We start from the raw sequence: 18,093 nt of genomic DNA on the forward strand, positions 1-18,093 counted from the left end.
CTGTCAGGGCAGAACCTTACTTGATGCGTTGACCCGGCTTGGCGCCGCTGTCCGGGCTCAGCAGGTAGATTTCTTCACCACCAGGGCCGGCTGCCATCACCATGCCTTCGGAGATGCCGAACTTCATTTTCCGTGGCTTGAGGTTGGCGATCATCATGGTCAGGCGGCCGTCGAGCTTGGACGGATCCGGGTAAGCGCTCTTGATCCCGGAGAACACGTTGCGTTGCTCGTCACCGATGTCGAGGGTCAGACGCAGCAGCTTGTCCGCACCTTCAACGTGTTCAGCCTTGACGATCAGCGCCACGCGCAGGTCGACGGCGGCGAAGGTGTCGAAGTCGATTTCCGGCGACAGCGGATCCCTGGCCAGTTCGCCATTGCCGGCAGGCGCGGCGGCGCCGGTGTCGGTCTGGCTGGCGGTCAGGTCTTCTTTCGAAGCGTCGGTCATGGCTTGCACTTTCACCGGGTCGATGCGGGTCATCAACGGTTTGAATTCGTTCAGCTGGTGGTTGGCCAGCAGGGTGGTGTGGTCGTTCCAGGTCAGCGGGGCGACGTTGAGGAACGCCTCGGCATCGGCGGCCAGCACTGGCAGCACCGGTTTGAGGAAGATCACCAGCTGGCGGAACAGGTTGATCGCCGTGGCGCAGACCGCCTGGACTTCATCCTGCTTGCCTTCCTGCTTGTTCAGCGACCATGGCGCCTTGTCGGCGATCCAGGCGTTGGCGCGGTCGGCCAACGCCATGGTTTCGCGCATGGCACGGGCGAAGTCGCGGGCCTCATAGGCGTCGGCGATGCTCGGCGCGGCAGCCAGGAAGGCTTCGGTCAGTTCCGGTGCGGCGTTGGTGTCCACCAGCAGACCGGCGTTGCCCTTCTGGATGAAACCGGCGCAACGGCTGGCGATGTTGACGACTTTGCCGACCAGATCGGAGTTGACCTTCTGCACGAAGTCTTCGAGGTTCAGGTCGAGGTCGTCCACGCCACGGCCGAGTTTGGCCGCGTAGTAGTAGCGCAGGTATTCCGGCGACAGGTGATCCAGGTAGGTACGGGCCTTGATGAAGGTACCGCGGGACTTGGACATCTTCTGGCCGTTGACGGTCAGGTACCCGTGCACGTTGATCCCGGTCGGCTTGCGCAAACCCGCGCCTTCGAGCATCGCCGGCCAGAACAGGGCATGGAAGTTGACGATGTCCTTGCCGATGAAGTGGTACAGCTCGGCAGTGGAGTCCTTGCCCCAGAACGCGTCGAAGTCCAGCTCCGGCGTGCGGTTGCAGAGGTTCTTGAAGCTGGCCATGTAGCCGATCGGCGCATCCAGCCACACGTAGAAGTACTTGCCCGGCTCGCCCGGGATCTCGAAACCGAAGTACGGCGCATCGCGGGAGATGTCCCACTGTTGCAGGCCGGCGTCCAGCCATTCGGCGATCTTGTTGGCCACGGCGTCCTGCAGGGTGCCGCTGCGGGTCCAGGCCTGGAGCATTTCCTGGAAATCCGGCAGTTTGAAGAAGAAGTGCTGGGAATCCTTGAGCACCGGAGTGGCGCCGGAGATGGCCGACTTCGGATCCTTCAGATCGGTCGGCGCGTAGGTCGCGCCGCACTTTTCGCAGTTGTCGCCGTACTGGTCCTCAGTGCCGCATTTCGGGCAGGTGCCCTTGATGAAGCGGTCGGCCAGGAACATTTTCTTTTCCGGGTCGAAATACTGGGTGATCGAACGTTGGGCGATGTGCCCGGCGTCACGCAGCTTCAGGTAGATCTGGCTCGACAGCTCACGGTTTTCTTCGGCGTGAGTGGAGTGGAAGTTGTCGAAGTCCACCAGGAACTCGGCAAAGTCGGCGCTGTGTTCGGCCTGGACGTTGGCGATCAATTGTTCCGGGGTGATGCCTTCCTTTTCCGCGCGCAGCATGATCGCCGAACCGTGGGCGTCGTCGGCGCAGACATAAATGCACTGATTGCCGCGATGCTTCTGGAAGCGCACCCACATATCGGTCTGGATGTATTCCAGCATATGGCCAAGGTGGATCGAACCGTTGGCGTAGGGCAGGGCGCTGGTGACGAGAATCTTGCGTGGTTCGGACATGTGGGGCTTCGCTACTTGATGAAACGGAGGTCGGCCACTATAAAGCGCCGGGAAAGATATTTCACCTCTGCAAATCGTTGCCGGGCATGCCGTCCGGAGGACAGAAGGGGTAGGATACCCGCCATCTTTTCCCAGTCTTGTTATCGGAGTTGCCCATGAGTGCCGTCACTCGCGCAGCGGTGGAAGCCGTCCTCAGCCAATACACCGACCCTTACCTGAACCAGGATCCGGTCAGCGCCGGTTGCGTGCGCAACATCGAAATCACCGGCGATCGCGTCAGCGTGCAGCTGGAAATCGGCTATGCCGCCGGTCTGTTCAAGAGCGGCTGGGCGCAATTGCTGCAACTGGCCATCGAAAACCTCGACGGCGTGGTGACTGCGAAGGTCGAGGTCAACAGCGTGATCGCCGCGCACAAGGCCCAGGCGCAGATTCCCGGGCTGGCCAATGTCAAGAACGTGGTCGCCGTGGCGTCGGGCAAGGGCGGGGTGGGCAAATCCACCACCGCCGCCAACCTGGCACTGGCGCTGGCCCGTGAGGGCGCGAAGGTCGGGATTCTCGACGCTGATATCTACGGCCCGAGCCAGGGCATCATGTTCGGCATTCCCGAGGGCACCCGCCCGCAGGTCAAGGATCAGAAGTGGTTCGTGCCGCTGCAGGCCCATGGCGTGGAAGTCATGTCGATGGCCTTCCTGACCGATGACAACACGCCGATGGTCTGGCGCGGGCCGATGGTCTCCGGCGCGCTGCTGCAACTGGTCACGCAAACCGCCTGGAGCGACCTGGATTATCTGGTGATCGACATGCCGCCAGGCACCGGCGACATTCAGCTGACGCTGGCGCAGAAAGTCCCGGTGGCCGGCGCGGTGATCGTCACCACACCGCAGGATCTGGCGCTGCTCGATGCGCGTAAAGGCGTAGAGATGTTCCGCAAGGTCAACATTCCGGTGCTGGGCGTGGTGGAAAACATGGCCGTGCACATCTGCTCGAACTGCGGACACGCCGAGCATCTGTTCGGTGAGGGCGGTGGCGAGAAGCTGGCGACCCAGTTCGGCGTCGAGCTGCTGGCCTCGTTGCCGCTGTCGATGCTGATCCGCGAGCAGGCCGACGGCGGCAAGCCGACGGTGATCTCCGAGCCGGACAGCCAGATCGCCATGGTCTATCAGGAACTGGCCCGCCACGTCGGCGCGCGGATCGTGCTGCAGGAAGCGGCGTCGCCGGCAATGCCGAACATCACCATCAGCGACGATTGATGGCTGTGGTTTAAACGAAAACGCCCCGGTGCCTGTGCACCGGGGCGTTTTTCATTGCGCGATAGAGGTCAGATGCGCAACCCGCCGTCCATCTCCAGAATCCGGCCGGTGTAGTAGTCGTTCTCGAAGATGTACGCCGCCGAATGGGCGATCTCTTCCGGCTTGCCCATGCGCTTGAGCGGAATGCCCGAGGTCATTTTCTCCAGCGCTTCCGGCTTCATGCCCAGGGTCATCTCGGTTTCGATGAAGCCCGGCGCGATACCGGCCACGCGAATGCCGTAGCGCGCCAGTTCCTTGGCCCAGGTCACGGTCGCTGCAGCGACGCCGGCCTTGGCGGCGGAGTAGTTGGTCTGGCCGACGTTGCCCGCGCGGGAGATCGACGAGATGTTGATGATCGCGCCGCTGTTCTTCAGCTCGACCATTTTCGCCGCCACTTCACGGGTGCAGAGGAACACGCCGGTCAGGTTGACGTCGATCACCGCCTGCCACTGGGCCAGGCTCATCTTGGTCATCTCGCCGTCCTTGACCTTGAGCAGCAGGCCGTCGCGCAGGATCCCGGCGTTGTTGATCAGACCGTGGATCGCGCCGAAGTCTTCGGCGACCTGGGCGACCATATGCGTCACCTGCTCTTCGTTGGCGACGTTGCACAGATAGCTGCGCGCCTCGACACCCTTGGCCTTGCAGGCCGCGACCGCGTCGTCGAGTTTTTCCTGGTTCAGGTCGACCAGCGCCAGCTTCGCGCCCTTGCCCGCGAAATACTCGGCCATCGAGCGGCCCAAGCCTTGGCAACCGCCAGTGATAATGATTACTTTGTCGTTGAGTTGCATTCGCATGCCCCCGAGAGCAGGTCAGAGTGGTCCTTACAGGTAGCCTCTCGATCTGCACCGGCCAGCAGCCTGTTGCATATGAGAACTGCCCGATGGCGAGTGGGACAAAACCCATGCGCCTGTCCGTTTTGTCGACGGATTCTATTTAAGGAGTCATAAATTGAGCGTTGAAGCGGCTAAGAATGCCCGAGAATTGCTTCTCAAGGAATACCGTGGCGTGCTGTCGACCCACTCCAGATCGATGCCCGGTTTTCCGTTCGGCTCTGTGGTTCCCTACTGCCTGGACGACCAGGGCCGGCCGCTGATCCTGATCAGCCGCATCGCCCAGCACACTCACAATCTGCAGAAAGATCCGAAATGTTCGCTGCTGGTGGGCGAGCGCGAGGCTGACGATGTGCAAGCCGTTGGTCGCCTGACCTATCTGGCCGAGGCGGAAAAACTCGAAGACGCTGCCGCCATCGAAGCCGCCGCCGAGCGTTACTACCGCTACTTTCCCGATTCGCAGAATTACCACAAGGCCCACGACTTCGATTTCTGGGTGCTCAAGCCTGTACGCCACCGCTATATAGGCGGCTTTGGTGCGATCCATTGGGTCGACCAACTGACACTGGCCAACCCGTTCGCCGGCAAGGCCGAAATCAGCATGGTCGAGCACATGAACAGCGACCACGTCAAGGCCATCGCGCATTACGTGGACCTCGCCGGTCTGCCGAAAACCGTACCGGCGCAACTGGCCGGGATCGACACCGAAGGCATGCACCTGCGGATCGGTCAGGCGTTGTACTGGCTGCCGTTTCAAGCGCCTTGTCATACGCCGATACAAGTGCGCGAGGCCTTGGTTTCTCTGGCTCACGCCGAGGTCTGGCCAAAAAATGCGCTGGCCGACGCTTGAATTCACGAAAGGGCGACGTCATCTAAGGCTTACTGCAAGGCATTTCTTGCGTTGAGGAAACTTTGATGCGCCCTTTTTTGTTGCTCTTTCTGCTGTTCCCGGTGTTGGAGCTGTTCGTATTCGTCAAAGTGGCAGGGGCTATCGGGTTTTTCCCGGCCCTGCTGCTGATCATTCTCGGCTCGATGTTCGGCGTGTTCGTGCTGCGCGTCGCCGGGCTGGCCACCGCATTGCGTGCTCGTGAAAGCCTGAACCGTGGCGAACTGCCTGCGCAGACCATGCTCGAAGGCCTGATGCTGGCCCTGGCCGGTGGCCTGTTGATCCTGCCAGGCTTCATCAGCGACGTGGTCGGTCTGGTGCTGCTGTTGCCGTTCAGTCGTCGGCTGGTCGCCAACAAGATGCGCCAACGCGCCGAGGAACAGGCCATGCGCCAGCGAGCGTTTGCCGATGACCTGCAACCTCGCGGCGGTCCCGCGCCGCGCCAGCCTCTTGGCCGCGAAGGCGATGTGATCGAAGGCGAGTTCGAACACCGCGACAGCAAGTAAATTCTGCATCGATACGGCACCTTCGGGTGCCGTGTTCGTTTATGGCACGAATTCATGCAGCCGCATGAAAATTTTTTGTCTCCAGCCCTTGTAATAAGCTTATGCGCCCTTATGTATCGGTCACCGCAAGGTTCCGGCATATGAGTCGGACAGACTTTCGCGGCTCGCTCGACGAGCCGCAACCGGCGCAGGCCGGATTCGTTAAACCCGCCGGGACTACACCGGCCGATGAAAACCACAATTAGGAGAGATCGACAATGAAGCTTCGTCCTCTGCATGACCGCGTCGTCATCCGTCGCAGCGAAGAAGAAAAGAAAACCGCTGGCGGTATCGTCCTGCCAGGTTCGGCTGCTGAAAAGGCCAACCACGGTGTGATCGTCGCTGCAGGTCCAGGCAAGACTTTGGAAAACGGTGAAGTGCGTGCGCTGGCCGTTAAAGTCGGCGACAAGGTTGTGTTCGGTCCTTACTCCGGCAGCAACACTGTGAAAGTCGACGGCGAAGACCTGCTGGTAATGGCTGAGAACGAGATTCTCGCTGTACTGGAAGGCTGATACCCCGCTCATTTTCCCGCTACTACAAAGTATTTAAGGAATATCGATCATGGCTGCTAAAGAAGTTAAGTTCGGCGATGCCGCTCGCTCCAAGATGCTCAAAGGCGTCAACGTTCTGGCTGACGCGGTAAAAGCGACCCTGGGCCCGAAAGGCCGTAACGTGATCCTCGAGAAGAGCTTCGGCGCTCCGACCATCACCAAGGACGGCGTTTCCGTCGCCAAGGAAATCGAACTCGAAGATCGCTTCGAAAACATGGGCGCGCAGCTGGTCAAAGACGTTGCCTCCCGTGCCAACGATGACGCCGGTGACGGTACTACCACCGCTACCGTTCTGGCTCAGTCGATCGTCAACGAAGGCCTGAAAGCCGTCGCTGCCGGCATGAACCCGATGGACCTGAAGCGCGGTATCGACAAAGCGACCATCGCGATCGTCAAAGAGCTGAAAGCCCTGTCCAAGCCATGCGCTGACACCAAGGCCATCGCTCAGGTCGGCACCATCTCCGCCAACTCCGACAACTCCATCGGCGACATCATTGCCGAAGCCATGGAAAAAGTCGGTAAAGAAGGCGTGATCACCGTTGAAGAAGGCTCGGGCCTGGAAAACGAACTGTCGGTTGTAGAAGGCATGCAGTTCGACCGTGGCTACCTGTCCCCGTACTTCGTCAACAAGCCGGACACCATGGTCGCCGAGCTCGACGGCCCGCTGATCCTGCTGGTCGACAAGAAGATCTCGAACATCCGCGAAATGCTGCCAGTGCTGGAAGCCGTTGCCAAAGCCGGCCGTCCACTGCTGATCGTGGCCGAAGACGTTGAAGGCGAAGCCTTGGCGACTCTGGTTGTGAACAACATGCGTGGCATCGTTAAAGTCGCAGCCGTCAAGGCTCCAGGCTTCGGCGACCGTCGCAAGGCCATGCTGCAGGACATCGCCGTTCTGACCGGCGGTACCGTGATCTCCGAAGAGATCGGCCTGAGCCTGGAAAGCACCACCCTGGAACACCTGGGTAACGCCAAGCGCGTCACCCTGTCCAAGGAAAACACCATCATCGTCGACGGTGCTGGCGTTCAAGGCGACATCGAAGCCCGCATCGCTCAGATCCGTGCCCAGGTTGCCGAGACCTCCTCGGACTACGACCGTGAAAAACTGCAAGAGCGTCTGGCCAAGCTGTCCGGCGGCGTTGCAGTGATCAAGGTTGGCGCTGGTTCCGAAGTTGAAATGAAAGAGAAGAAAGCCCGCGTTGAAGACGCCCTGCACGCCACCCGTGCAGCCGTTGAAGAAGGCGTGGTACCTGGCGGTGGCGTTGCGCTGATCCGTGCTCTGGAAGCCCTGACCGAACTGACCGGCGACAACGCTGACCAGAACGTCGGTATCGCTGTGCTGCGTCGCGCTGTTGAAGCGCCGCTGCGTCAGATCGCTGCCAACTCCGGTGACGAGCCAAGCGTAGTCGTCAACGAAGTGAAGAACGGCAAAGGTAACTTCGGTTACAACGCTGCTTCCGGCGAGTACGGCGACATGATCGAAATGGGCATCCTGGACCCAACCAAGGTGACCCGTTCGGCTCTGCAAGCTGCAGCCTCCATCGGCGGTCTGATCCTGACCACCGAAGCTGCCGTTGCTGACGCACCGAAGAAAGAAGGTGCAGCTGGCGGCGGTATGCCAGACATGGGCGGCATGGGTGGCATGGGCGGCATGATGTAAGCCAGCCTTACCCCGGTAACGAAAAACCCCGTCTGCGAGAGCAGACGGGGTTTTTTATTGCCCGCGTTCCAGGATTCAGGCGTTGACCGGCCGGGCCTGTGTTGCTGTTTCAGCCTTTACTGACGGGCGATACAGAATCCAGTAATACGAGCCCAGACAGATCAGCCAGCAGAAGATCGCCGTCCACACGTTATGAGAAAAGAAGTGCGCGCCCTGCATCATCCGGCTGATCGAGAACACCGACCCCAGCGCAAAGGCAAAGATGAACGCCTGACGGGCCAGCCGTGGGCGACGATCACGCAGCACGAAGAACAGCGCAAACAAGGTGAAACCCGTAGCCGCATGACCACCCGGCCAGCAACGACCGGGCTTGTCGGTCGGCGGGCGATGCTCCAGCAGTTTGCTGTAGGTTTCGTGGCCGCCGAACTGTTCGAGACTCCAGGGGCATTGCACCGCTGTCACCGCTTTCACCGGCGTGACGAAAGAGGTGGCCAGACCCAGCGACAACACCAGGCAGCCCAGCTCACGCTTGAACGGTTTGAGCCGCTCGATGAAAAACGCGCCGATGAACCCGAGGATGGCAAACACCGAAAAGGCGATCACCACTTGTTTGGCGCGGTCGTGGAGGATGTCTTCGAGAAAATAACTGTGCCGGCCGATGAAGTCGCCCGCGACCGGATCGTAAAACAGCCGGGCCAGATCCATGTCCAGATCGGTCAGCTCCAGCAACACCAGAATGACCGCCGCAACGGCGGGAATACCCAGGCAAAGCCATACATTCAAAGGCCTTGAGGCAGGTCGGGCAGAGATTGAAACCATGGCAATTCCTTCATCGGTAAGGTCTTCAAAGAAGCAAAACCGCGCGAGTCTGCGCCTGGTTCTGTCGGCGATTTGTCGACCGCTCGTGAAAAACTCGTCAAGTCCGGCGATCCGTGCAATTAAGTCAAATCAACCTGCCCAGCGCCTAGCCGTGAGCCACACTTGGCCGTAAGCTGCGCGGGCCAAGACGGCCGCTACCGTGTACGGAGGAGGTGCCCATGCGAATTCTATTGGTCGAAGACAACCGCGATATCCTGGCCAATCTGGCCGATTACCTGGGGCTCAAAGGCTACACCGTCGATTGCGCCCAGGACGGTCTGTCGGGCCTGCATCTGGCCGCCACCGAGCATTACGACCTGATCGTGCTCGACATCATGCTGCCGGGGATCGACGGCTACACCCTGTGCAAGCGCCTGCGCGAAGACGCCCGTCGTGATACGCCGGTGATCATGCTCACCGCCCGCGATCAGCTCGATGACCGCTTGCAGGGCTTCAAGTCCGGTGCCGACGATTATCTGGTCAAGCCGTTTGCGCTGTCGGAACTGGCGGCCCGGGTCGAAGCCGTGATGCGCCGCACCCAGGGCGGCGGCCGTCGTGCCCTGCAGGTCGGTGATCTGAGCTACGACCTCGATACCCTCGAGGTGACCCGCGAAGGCAAATTGCTCAAGCTCAACCCGGTCGGCCTCAAACTGCTGGCAGTGCTGATGCAAAAGAGCCCGCATGTCCTGCGTCGGGAAATTCTCGAAGAAGCGCTGTGGGGCGATGACTGCCCGGACAGCGACAGCCTGCGCAGCCATGTTCACCAATTGCGCCAGGTGATCGACAAACCATTCGCCAAGCCATTGCTGCACACCGTGCATGGCGTGGGTTACCGCTTGGCCGAGGGCCGCGATGGAGTTTAAGCAAAGCCTTGCCCAGCGGATCATCATCGCCTTTGCGCTGATGAGCGCGCTGGTAGCCGGGGCGTTTGCCATGGGCATCGTCGCGACCGTGCACCTGGTCGAGGAAAAACTGATTTCCGCCGGGCTGGGCGGCGACCTGCAACGCCTGCTGTTGATGGACAACGTCTCGGACTGGAGCCATCGACCAGAACCGGATCAGTTGTTTTATTTCAGTGGCGGGCCGGGGGATTTCGAGCTGCCCAAGGACCTGCGACACCTGGATTCAGGTTTCCATGAAGTCTTTCGCGAGCAGCTGTCGTATCACGCAATGGTCGAGATCGTCGATGGTCGGCGTTATGTGCTCCTGCAGGATCAAAGCGATTTCGAAGAGCGCGAGCGCGTATTGTTCGCCGTGGTGCTGGTGGGCTTCGTGCTCAGTCTGGCACTGGCGGTGTTCCTCGGCTGGGTGCTGGCCCGCAAGGTGATGGCCCCGGTGGTGCGGCTGGCCCGCCAGGTGCGTCATCGCGATCAGTTGCTCGGACTGGCGCCTCCGCTGGCGCCCGACTACGCGGCGGACGAGGTGGGCGAGCTTGCGGTGGCGTTCGACGCGACACTTGGGCGATTGCGTCAGGCACTGACGCGGGAACGCTTGTTTACCAGCGACGTCAGCCATGAGTTGCGTACACCGCTCATGGTGCTGGCCAGCTCCTGTGAACTGATGCTGGAAAACCCGGGTATCGATCAGCGCGGCAAGGCTCAGGTTCAGCGCATTGCGCGGGCCAGTGAAGAGATGCGTGAGCTGGTACAGACCTTCCTGATGCTCGCTCGCGCCCAACGTGAAGACGCCGGCGCGGCGCCCCAGCAAAGCCTCTCGCAAGTGGCTGACAGTTTGCTGTGCCTGTGGCGAGAGCCCATCGAATCCAAGGGCTTGCAGCTGATTTTCGAACCGGGCAATCCGCCCGATACCCGTTACAACGCGACACTGCTCAATGCCGTGATGGGTAATCTGCTGCGTAACGCCTTGCACTACACGGAGCAGGGGTTTATTCGCCTGACGCTTAATGAGAACGGTTTTGTGGTCGAGGACTCGGGCGTGGGCATTCCCGAGGAAAAGCGCGAGGCGATGTTCCAGCCTTTTGTGCGCGGCAACGAAAAACGCGGAGAAGGGCTGGGATTGGGTCTGTCACTGGTTCAACGCATCTGCGAGAACCAGGGCTGGAGTGTCACTTTGAGCACGATGGAGCCTAATGGCTGCCGTTTCGAGGTGGATCTGGGCAAGCGCTGAAAGCGGTGCATCTGACACGAGAGTGCCTCCAACCTGTCTAAATCCTGTATAACCTTGAAATAGTTTGCCGGTTTACATGACGTTTTTTTCACAAAGGGATGACCTGACGCTGACACGCCGCTGCTTAAGGTGACGTCATCAGTAATTTCAGGAGTCCTGGTGATGGCCGGCCCGATCAAGCTCGATTTTTCCGAAAAATACGACGACAACCATGCGCAGAAGTACCTGCGTAAACATCAGGACGGTCTGGGGCGTCGTTTGTCCAATTGGCGAGATCAGCAGTTGGCCCGCAAGGCGTTGACCCTTGTTGGCGAGCCGGGCCTGGTGCTGGACCTGCCATGCGGTGCTGGACGTTTCTGGCCACTGCTGGCGGAAAAACCCAATCGGGTGATCATCGGGGCGGACAACTCCGAGTCGATGATCAAGACCGCCATGCAGGCACAACCGGCGGATGTGGTGAAACGGGTACAACCCTTGCACACATCTGCGTTCGACATTGCCTTGCCTGATAACGCCGTCGACAGCATTTTTTGCATGCGACTGCTGCATCACATCGGCGAAGCCGAGCACCGCCGGGCGATTCTGCGCGAGTTCGAGCGTGTCACCCGGGACAGCGTAATCATTTCGCTGTGGGTGGACGGCAATTTCAAGGCCTGGAAACGCAAGCGCGCCGAGCGCAAGCGTGGGCAGGAAGGTTACCAGAATCGATTTGTGTTACCGGCCGCAACGGTTGAAAAGGAATTCGAAGAAGCAGGATTCCGGATCCAGGAACAACTGGACTTTATTCCGCTCTATGCCATGTGGCGAGTCTACGTATTACGCAAGAGGTAAGAGGATGGCAGTGCAATTTGCAGCAGAAGCGGAAGTCGCTCCCGAGGATCGCTTCGACTACTACTGGAGCCAGCGCGGTGAGTGGGTGGAAGAACCCAATGTGCGTCGTGGTGGCGAAAGTGGTGTGCAGCGGGTGGTGGGGCGCGATGGTCAACTGCTGTATGCCAAGCGCCAGACCGGACATATCTATCGCAGCTGGCGGCACCCGTTCGGGCGGCCTACCGTGTTGCGTGAACTGGATGCGCTGACCGGGGTTTCCCGTCTCGGGGTTCGTGTTCCTGAAATCGTGTTCTGTGGTGCGCAGCCCGATCCGAAATTCAATTGGCGCGCGCTGTTGGTGACCAAATCCCTCGACGGCTTTCAGGAGTTTGAGCAATGGAAGGCCGCCGGCGGTCGTGAGCAATATGGCGAAGCCGTCTATGAACGCGTGCTCAAGGACCTCGCCGAAAACCTGGCGCGCATGCACAAGGGCCGTTGGCAGCACAGCTGCATCTACATCAAGCACGTGTTCGTGCGGGTGACGGGCGCAGGTGAATCGGCCAAGGTCGAAGTCGCTCTGATCGATCTGGAAAAATGCCGTCAGCGTCTGACCGCTCATCGCGCGGCCGCCCATGACATGAAGCAACTGCGCCGCCACTCGTCGTTCAGCGCTACGGACTGGAAAAAACTCGTCTACTTTTATGAGACGGCGTTTGGCAGCGCTATCAAAGGTTTATAGCGATGAAACTAGAAATTGCACGAGGTTTGTTTCTGGTAGGAGCCTTGGCAGTTGCATCATTGGCGGTGGCGGCCTGGGAACAGCCACGCATGCAGGTCATTGGCGCATCGGCCAGTGATCCGCATTGCCCGATGCCACGGGTGGCGAAAGCCGCCGTGGCCACACAACCCGATCATGATCTATTGCTGTTCATGTTCGGACTTTCTCAAGGGATGAGGCCGCAGAGTTGAATCGTTCGATTAGAGCCAAAGGCCTCGCTGATGCGAGGCCTTTTTTATTGCGTCATGGTTTGGGATCGGGTTTCGCCAGCAGGGTGTAAACGCATGGCAGGACAAACAGCGTAAACAGCGTCCCGATCGACATCCCTGTGGCAATCACCGTCCCGATGTCGAAGCGGCTGACCGCACCGGCGCCGGTGGCCACGATCAGCGGCACCATGCCGAACACCATCGCCGCCGTGGTCATCAACACCGGGCGCAGACGAATAGCCGCTGCTTCCTCCACCGCCTCGCGGGGTGTCAGGCCCTTCTCCTTGCGCAGCTGGTTGGCGAACTCGACGATCAGGATCCCGTGCTTGCTGATCAGCCCGATCAGCGTCACCAGCCCGACCTGGGTGTAGATGTTCATGCTCGACCAGCCGAGAAACAGCGGAATCAGCGCCCCGCAGATCGACAACGGCACGGTCACCAGAATCACCAGCGGGTCGCGGAAGCTTTCGAACTGCGCCGCCAGCACCAGGAAAATGATCGCCAGGGCCAAGGCGAAGGTCACCCACAGCGCGCTGCCTTCCTGGACGAACTGCCGCGATGCGCCGCCGTAATCGAAAGCAAAACCGGCCGGGGCTTCTTCCCGTGCGATCTGCAACACGCTGTCGATGGCTTCGCCCATGCTCACCAGCGGGAACCCGGACAGCTTGGCCGCGTTGAGTTGCTGGAACTGGTTGAGCTGTCGCGGTCGCGCACGGTCGGTCACGGTGATCAGGGTCGACAGCGGCAGCAGTTCGCCCTGGGTGTTTTTCACGTAGTAATTGTTCAGCCAGTCCGGGTTGTCGCGGTAGGCCCGTTCGACCTGGGCGATGACCTTGTAGCTGCGGCCTTCGATGGTGAACCGGTTGATTTCCGCCTCGCCCAGCAAAGTCGCCAGCGTACCGCCCAGATCCTGCATCGACACGCCCATCTGCGCAGCCTTGGCGCGGTCGATGTCGACCACGACTTCGGGTTTGTCGAAGGCGAGGTCAAGGTCGACGAAGGCGAACTTGCCAGACTCCGTGGCGCGCTTCTTGATCCGGTCGGCCACTTGCAGCAACAGCTCGTAGTCGTTGGCGGTGTTGATCACGAATTCGAACGGCAGACCTTCACCGGTACCGGGGAGGGACGGCAGGTTGAAACCGAAGATCTGCAGGCCCGGAATGCCCTCGAGTTTGCCCTGCACCTCGGGGAGGATTTCCATTTGCGTGCGGCTACGCTCGTTCCAGGGCTTGAGCAGGAAGCCGCCGATGCCGCTCTGCACGCCGTTATAACCGTTGATCTGGAACGATGAGTAGTACTCCGGGAACTCCTTGAAGATCTTGATGAACTCGTCGGTGTAGGTGTTCAGGTAATCGAGGTTGGTTGGCTGCGGGGCGTTGGCCATCATGAAGATGATGCCCTGATCCTCGTCCGGCGCCAGTTCCGACTTGGTGAACTTGAGCAGCACCGGAATCAGGCACAGCACGATCACCGCAAACACCAGTACCACCGGCCGGGTATTGAGCGTGCCGTGCAGCATGCTCTGATAGCGCCGCTTGAGGCTGTCGAAAATCCGGTCCAGTCGATGGGCCAGGCCAGTGGGGTTTTCATCATGGCGCAGCAGCATGGCGCACATCATCGGCGACAGGGTCAGGGCGACGACGCCGGAGATTACTACCGCCCCGGCCAGGGTCAACGCAAACTCCTTGAACAGCGCCCCGGTCAGCCCGGTCAGGAAGCCGATCGGTGCGTACACCGCCGCCAGGGTGATGGTCATCGACACCACCGGCATGGCGATTTCCCGGGCGCCTTCAAGCGCGGCGTCCAGCGGTGTCTTGCCTTCCTCGATGTGCCGGTGGATGTTTTCCACCACCACAATCGCGTCGTCCACCACCAGCCCGATGGCCAGCACCATCGCCAGCAGGGTCAGCAGGTTGATCGAGTAGCCCATCATCTGCATGAAGAACATCACGCCGATCATCGATAGCGGAATGGTCACCACCGGAATCACTACCGAACGCAGGGCACCGAGGAACAGGAACACCACCACGATCACGATCAGCACCGCCTCGAACAGGGTTTTCACCACTTCGTCGATGGACGCCTGGATGAACAGCGTGGCGTCGTAGGCGATTTCGCTCTTGAGGTTGGGCGGCAGCTGGGCTTCCAGCTCCGGCATGATCTTGCGTACTTCCTTGATCACTTCCAGCGGGTTGGCCCCGGGCGTGGCCTTGATCCCGATGTATACCGAGGGCGTACCGCCGAATGAACTGATCGAGTTGTAGTTCTCCGCGCCCATCTCGACCCGCGCCACATCGCTGAGCAGCACCCGGCTGTCGCCGCTGACCTTGAGCGGAATCTTGCCGAAGGCTTCGGCGGACTTCAGTTCGGTGTTGGCGTTGATGCTGGTGACCACGTACTCGCCTTTCACTTCGCCGGCGGCGGAGAGGAAGTTGTACTGGCGCACCGCATTGGTCACGTCGCTGGCACTGAGGCCGAAGCCGGCGAGTTTCACCGGGTCGATCCACAGGCGCATGGCGAACACCTGGTTGCCGAGAATCTCCGCCTCGGCCATGCCCGGCAGGGTTGCGAGTTTCGGCTGGATCACCCGCGACAGGTAGTCGGTGATCTGCGGGTTGTTCAGCTCCTTGCTGAAGAAGCTGATGTACATCAGCGCCGAGGCGTCGGCGGCTTCCTTGCTCAGCACCGGATCTTCGGCGTCCTGGGGCAGTTTGTTCTTCACCTCGTTGGCCTTGGCCAGCAATTCGGTGAACAAACGGTCGCTGTTGGAGCCGATGCGCGCATAGATCGAAATCACCGAGAAGTTCTGGCGACTGACCGAGGTCATGTAGTCGATGCCTTCGGCGCTGGCCAGGCTCTGTTGCATCGGCTGGGTGATGTAGCCCTGGATGGTTTCGGCGTTGGCCCCGGGGTACGCGGTGGTCACCGTGATCAGGGCGTTTTCCATTTGTGGGTACTGGCGCAGCGGCAATTTGCTCCAGGCCTGGAAGCCCAGCAGCACAATCAGCAGACTGACCACGGTGGCGAGCACCGGGCGGCGGATGAACGGATCGGTAAAGGCCATGGGGTTTCCTTGATCAGTCGGCGCGGGGCGGACTGTTCTGCTCGCCGAGGGTCTTGTCATCGCTGATGGCAATGTGGGCGCCGTTGTCCAGTTTGATCTGGCCGGCCGTCACCACCTGTTCGCCGCTCTGCACGCCCTTGTTGATCATCACCTGGCCATCGCGGCGTTCGCCGGTCTCGACGAACCTGCGCTCGGCGATCAGCACGGGTTGGCCCTTGTCGTCTTTCTCGACGGTGCCGTCTTCGGCTTTTTTCTGGGTAACCACGTACGTCGAGTTGCCGTAGAGGGTGTAAGTGATCGCGCTTTCCGGGACCACGATGTGTTTCTGCGGATCCGGCAGCAGCACCTCGATGCTGGTGAACATGCCCGGCAGCAACTTGCCATCGGGGTTGGCCAGGGTGGCGCGCACGAGGATGTTACGGGTGGTGCTTTCGACGATCGGGTTGATGGCGCTGATGGCGCCGGTGAAATGCTGGCCGGGATACGCCGCGACCGTGATCTGCACCGGCTGACCGAGGGCCAGTTTCGGCACCGATTGTTCGGGCACGTAGAAGTCGGCGTAGAGACTGCTCAGATCCTGCAGAGTGGCGATCTTGGTGCCGCTGGCGAGGTAGTCGCCGATGTCGACGAGGCGGATGCCGATGGTGCCGCTGAAGGGCGCGACGATGCGTTTTTTGGCCAGCGCCGCATTGAGCTGATTGACCGTGGCCTTGTTCTTTTGCAACTGCGCCGAGAGCCGGTCGAATTCGCCTTTGGAGATGGCGCTGCTGCCGACGAGCTGGCTGCCGCGACCGTAATCCAGCTGCGCGAGGCCGAGATCGGCCTTGGCAGTTTCGAGGAAGGCCGCTTCGACGGCGCTGTCCAGTTGCAGCAACGGCTGGCCGGCCTTGACCTTCTGCCCCGATTCGAACTTCAGCTCGGTGACGGTGCCGGCGTTCTCCAGGCTCAGGTCGACACCTTGCAAGGCCTTCAGCGTGCCGACGGTGGGCAGACGCATCTGCCACGGGCGCTCGACGGCCGTGGCCACGGCGACGCTGATCGGCGGCTTCGGTTTGGAAAAGCCCTGGATCATCGTATAGATCGAGAAGGCTTTGTAACCGGCGAGAAGCAGAACGATCAGCAGTACAACACCTAACATGATCAGCATGCGGCGACGCAGCATATTTCCAGTTCCTTGGAGAAAATCAGGCGAGACAGGCGGGCACATTACCCCGAGTCCGGCAGGGATTCCAACTGCCAGTTTTACCGGGTGTAAGGGAGGACGGTGGAGAAAAGCGGGGCCGCCGACCGAGCGGTCGGCGGCGAATTTCAGGCCATCAGATGAAGATGGTTGTCCCAGAGCCCTGCGGGCAAATCCAGCGGTTTGGCGAGCAGATCATCCTGGCGGCAATCGTAGTAGCGGCAACGTCCCTGACCGGAGGTCACGACAAACCCGTCCTTCACCGCACCGACACCGGCGCAGTCGGGTAATGGCGCGTCGAGGCGCACTTCGCCGCTGTCCAGGTCCCAGATGAAGAAGCGGTTGCCGCGCGGTGCGGTCAGTGCCACCAGGCGCAGTTCGCTGTGCACGGCGACGCTGGCGGTGTAATGACCCATCGACTGCAACTGATGCTCCGGCACCGGGAACGCCACGAATGGCTGGCCGGGACGTTTGATCGCCAGCAGCTCCGAACGCTCGTGGGAAGGCCCCATGAATTGCTGGCCGGCGACGATGGTGCCGTCGCTGGCGATCCCCAGGTGGCGCACGCTGTTCATCTGCTGGGCGAGGGTTTCCTTGCTCAGCAGGGTGCCGTCCCGTTGCATCAGCACCAGGCTCGGCTCCATGGCGTCGAGGTTCATGTCGACCCGGCTTTCGGCCTCGGTGCGGATCCCGCCGTTGGCCACCACCAGGGTTTCACCGTCGGGCATCCACGACACCTGATGCGGGCCGAGACCGTGGGTGGAAAGCTCGCCGCTGTGCACCAGCCGTTCGCCTTCGAATTTGTACACCCCGAGCAGGCCACGGCCCGGATCGGTGGTGTCGTTTTCGGTGGCGTACAGGTAGTCGCCGCTGTGATGGATCACTGCGTGGCCATAGAAATGCCGGTTCGGCTGCGAGGTCACGGTTTGCAGCAATGCACCGCTGTGCAGGTCGATCAGGTAGCTCTCGGTGCCCGGCCGGCGGGCGACGAACAGCGCGATCGACAGCGTCGGGTGATTGATGATGTCGTGGCAACGCTGGCCGACTTCGGTGGCGAACACCTGGGTGCCGTCCAGTCGATAACCGACGGCGTAATGCTTGCCGTCGGTGTCGTCCCGCGCCGACAACAGCAGCGGGCTTTGGTCCTTGCGTTTGAACAGCGTCCAGCCGCCCAGCGTCACTGCTCCCAGCAGCAAACTACCTAAAGTCAGAGCCTGGCGTCGCAGCATGGCACGTGCCCT

General features: G+C 60.8%; 16 protein-coding genes. 10 read left to right on the forward strand and 6 right to left on the reverse strand.

The window, feature by feature from the left end; all coding sequences use genetic code 11:
• Positions 1-16: 16 nt before the first annotated feature.
• Positions 17-2,068 (reverse strand): methionine--tRNA ligase, encoded by a 2,052-nt coding sequence (metG, locus tag ACKUG4_RS26310; protein ID WP_221398022.1) that lies wholly within the window; start codon positions 2,066-2,068, stop codon positions 17-19.
• 155 nt (positions 2,069-2,223) lie between these two features.
• Between metG and apbC the strand changes: the two genes are divergently transcribed.
• Positions 2,224-3,318, forward strand: coding sequence for an iron-sulfur cluster carrier protein ApbC (gene apbC, locus ACKUG4_RS26315; protein WP_445435147.1), 1,095 nt, complete (start codon positions 2,224-2,226; stop codon positions 3,316-3,318).
• Between the two features lie 68 nt (positions 3,319-3,386).
• Here apbC and ACKUG4_RS26320 read toward each other — a convergent pair whose 3' ends face one another.
• Positions 3,387-4,145, reverse strand: coding sequence for an SDR family oxidoreductase (locus tag ACKUG4_RS26320; protein WP_011335726.1), 759 nt, complete (start codon positions 4,143-4,145; stop codon positions 3,387-3,389).
• Positions 4,146-4,305: 160 nt separating this feature from the next.
• On the opposite strand from ACKUG4_RS26320, the gene ACKUG4_RS26325 reads away from it, so the two are divergent.
• The 4 genes from ACKUG4_RS26325 to groL all read left to right on the forward strand — a co-directional run bounded on the left by ACKUG4_RS26325 (position 4,306) and on the right by groL (position 7,826).
• Entirely contained in the window at positions 4,306-5,037 is a 732-nt protein-coding gene (locus ACKUG4_RS26325; RefSeq protein WP_445435148.1) for a HugZ family pyridoxamine 5'-phosphate oxidase, read from the forward strand.
• A 65-nt stretch (positions 5,038-5,102) separates the two neighbouring features.
• A complete protein-coding gene (locus tag ACKUG4_RS26330) occupies positions 5,103-5,579 on the forward strand; it encodes an FxsA family protein (protein WP_064599125.1) in 477 nt (158 codons plus the stop codon).
• Positions 5,580-5,836: 257 nt separating this feature from the next.
• Positions 5,837-6,130 carry a co-chaperone GroES gene (locus tag ACKUG4_RS26335; protein WP_003227685.1) on the forward strand — a complete coding sequence of 98 codons (294 nt, stop codon included), beginning with the start codon at positions 5,837-5,839 and terminating at the stop codon, positions 6,128-6,130.
• A 49-nt stretch (positions 6,131-6,179) separates the two neighbouring features.
• Positions 6,180-7,826 carry a chaperonin GroEL gene (gene groL / locus ACKUG4_RS26340; RefSeq protein ID WP_039765873.1) on the forward strand — a complete coding sequence of 549 codons (1,647 nt, stop codon included), beginning with the start codon at positions 6,180-6,182 and terminating at the stop codon, positions 7,824-7,826.
• A gap of 75 nt (positions 7,827-7,901) precedes the next feature.
• Here groL and ACKUG4_RS26345 read toward each other — a convergent pair whose 3' ends face one another.
• On the reverse strand, positions 7,902-8,645 hold the full coding sequence (locus ACKUG4_RS26345) for a phosphatase PAP2 family protein (protein ID WP_064599123.1): 744 nt from the start codon (positions 8,643-8,645) through the stop codon (positions 7,902-7,904).
• Between the two features lie 218 nt (positions 8,646-8,863).
• Between ACKUG4_RS26345 and colR the strand changes: the two genes are divergently transcribed.
• The 5 genes from colR to ACKUG4_RS26370 all read left to right on the forward strand — a co-directional run bounded on the left by colR (position 8,864) and on the right by ACKUG4_RS26370 (position 12,590).
• A complete protein-coding gene (colR, locus tag ACKUG4_RS26350; protein WP_007953224.1) occupies positions 8,864-9,547 on the forward strand; it encodes a two-component system response regulator ColR in 684 nt (227 codons plus the stop codon).
• A complete protein-coding gene (locus tag ACKUG4_RS26355; RefSeq protein WP_445435149.1) occupies positions 9,537-10,811 on the forward strand; it encodes a sensor histidine kinase in 1,275 nt (424 codons plus the stop codon). The genes colR and ACKUG4_RS26355 overlap by 11 nt, the downstream gene beginning before the upstream one ends.
• Before the next feature lie 162 nt (positions 10,812-10,973).
• Complete coding sequence (locus ACKUG4_RS26360) at positions 10,974-11,642, forward strand: class I SAM-dependent methyltransferase (protein ID WP_011335719.1); 669 nt, start codon at positions 10,974-10,976, stop codon at positions 11,640-11,642.
• A gap of 4 nt (positions 11,643-11,646) precedes the next feature.
• On the forward strand, positions 11,647-12,360 hold the full coding sequence (locus ACKUG4_RS26365; RefSeq protein WP_445435150.1) for a lipopolysaccharide kinase InaA family protein: 714 nt from the start codon (positions 11,647-11,649) through the stop codon (positions 12,358-12,360).
• Between the two features lie 2 nt (positions 12,361-12,362).
• On the forward strand, positions 12,363-12,590 hold the full coding sequence (locus ACKUG4_RS26370) for a hypothetical protein (protein WP_011335717.1): 228 nt from the start codon (positions 12,363-12,365) through the stop codon (positions 12,588-12,590).
• A gap of 52 nt (positions 12,591-12,642) precedes the next feature.
• On the opposite strand, the gene ACKUG4_RS26375 is transcribed toward ACKUG4_RS26370, so the two are convergent.
• The 3 genes from ACKUG4_RS26375 to ACKUG4_RS26385 form a co-directional block, all read right to left on the reverse strand.
• Positions 12,643-15,672, reverse strand: coding sequence for a multidrug efflux RND transporter permease subunit (locus ACKUG4_RS26375; RefSeq protein WP_445435151.1), 3,030 nt, complete (start codon positions 15,670-15,672; stop codon positions 12,643-12,645).
• Between the two features lie 13 nt (positions 15,673-15,685).
• Positions 15,686-16,834 carry an efflux RND transporter periplasmic adaptor subunit gene (locus ACKUG4_RS26380; protein WP_085647262.1) on the reverse strand — a complete coding sequence of 383 codons (1,149 nt, stop codon included), beginning with the start codon at positions 16,832-16,834 and terminating at the stop codon, positions 15,686-15,688.
• Between the two features lie 146 nt (positions 16,835-16,980).
• Positions 16,981-18,081, reverse strand: a complete 1,101-nt coding sequence (locus ACKUG4_RS26385; RefSeq protein ID WP_445435152.1) for a DUF1513 domain-containing protein — start codon at positions 18,079-18,081, stop codon at positions 16,981-16,983.
• Positions 18,082-18,093 lie beyond the last annotated feature (12 nt).

This window comes from Candidatus Pseudomonas auctus (assembly GCF_048654275.1).
GTDB lineage: Bacteria > Pseudomonadota > Gammaproteobacteria > Pseudomonadales > Pseudomonadaceae > Aquipseudomonas > Aquipseudomonas pharyngis.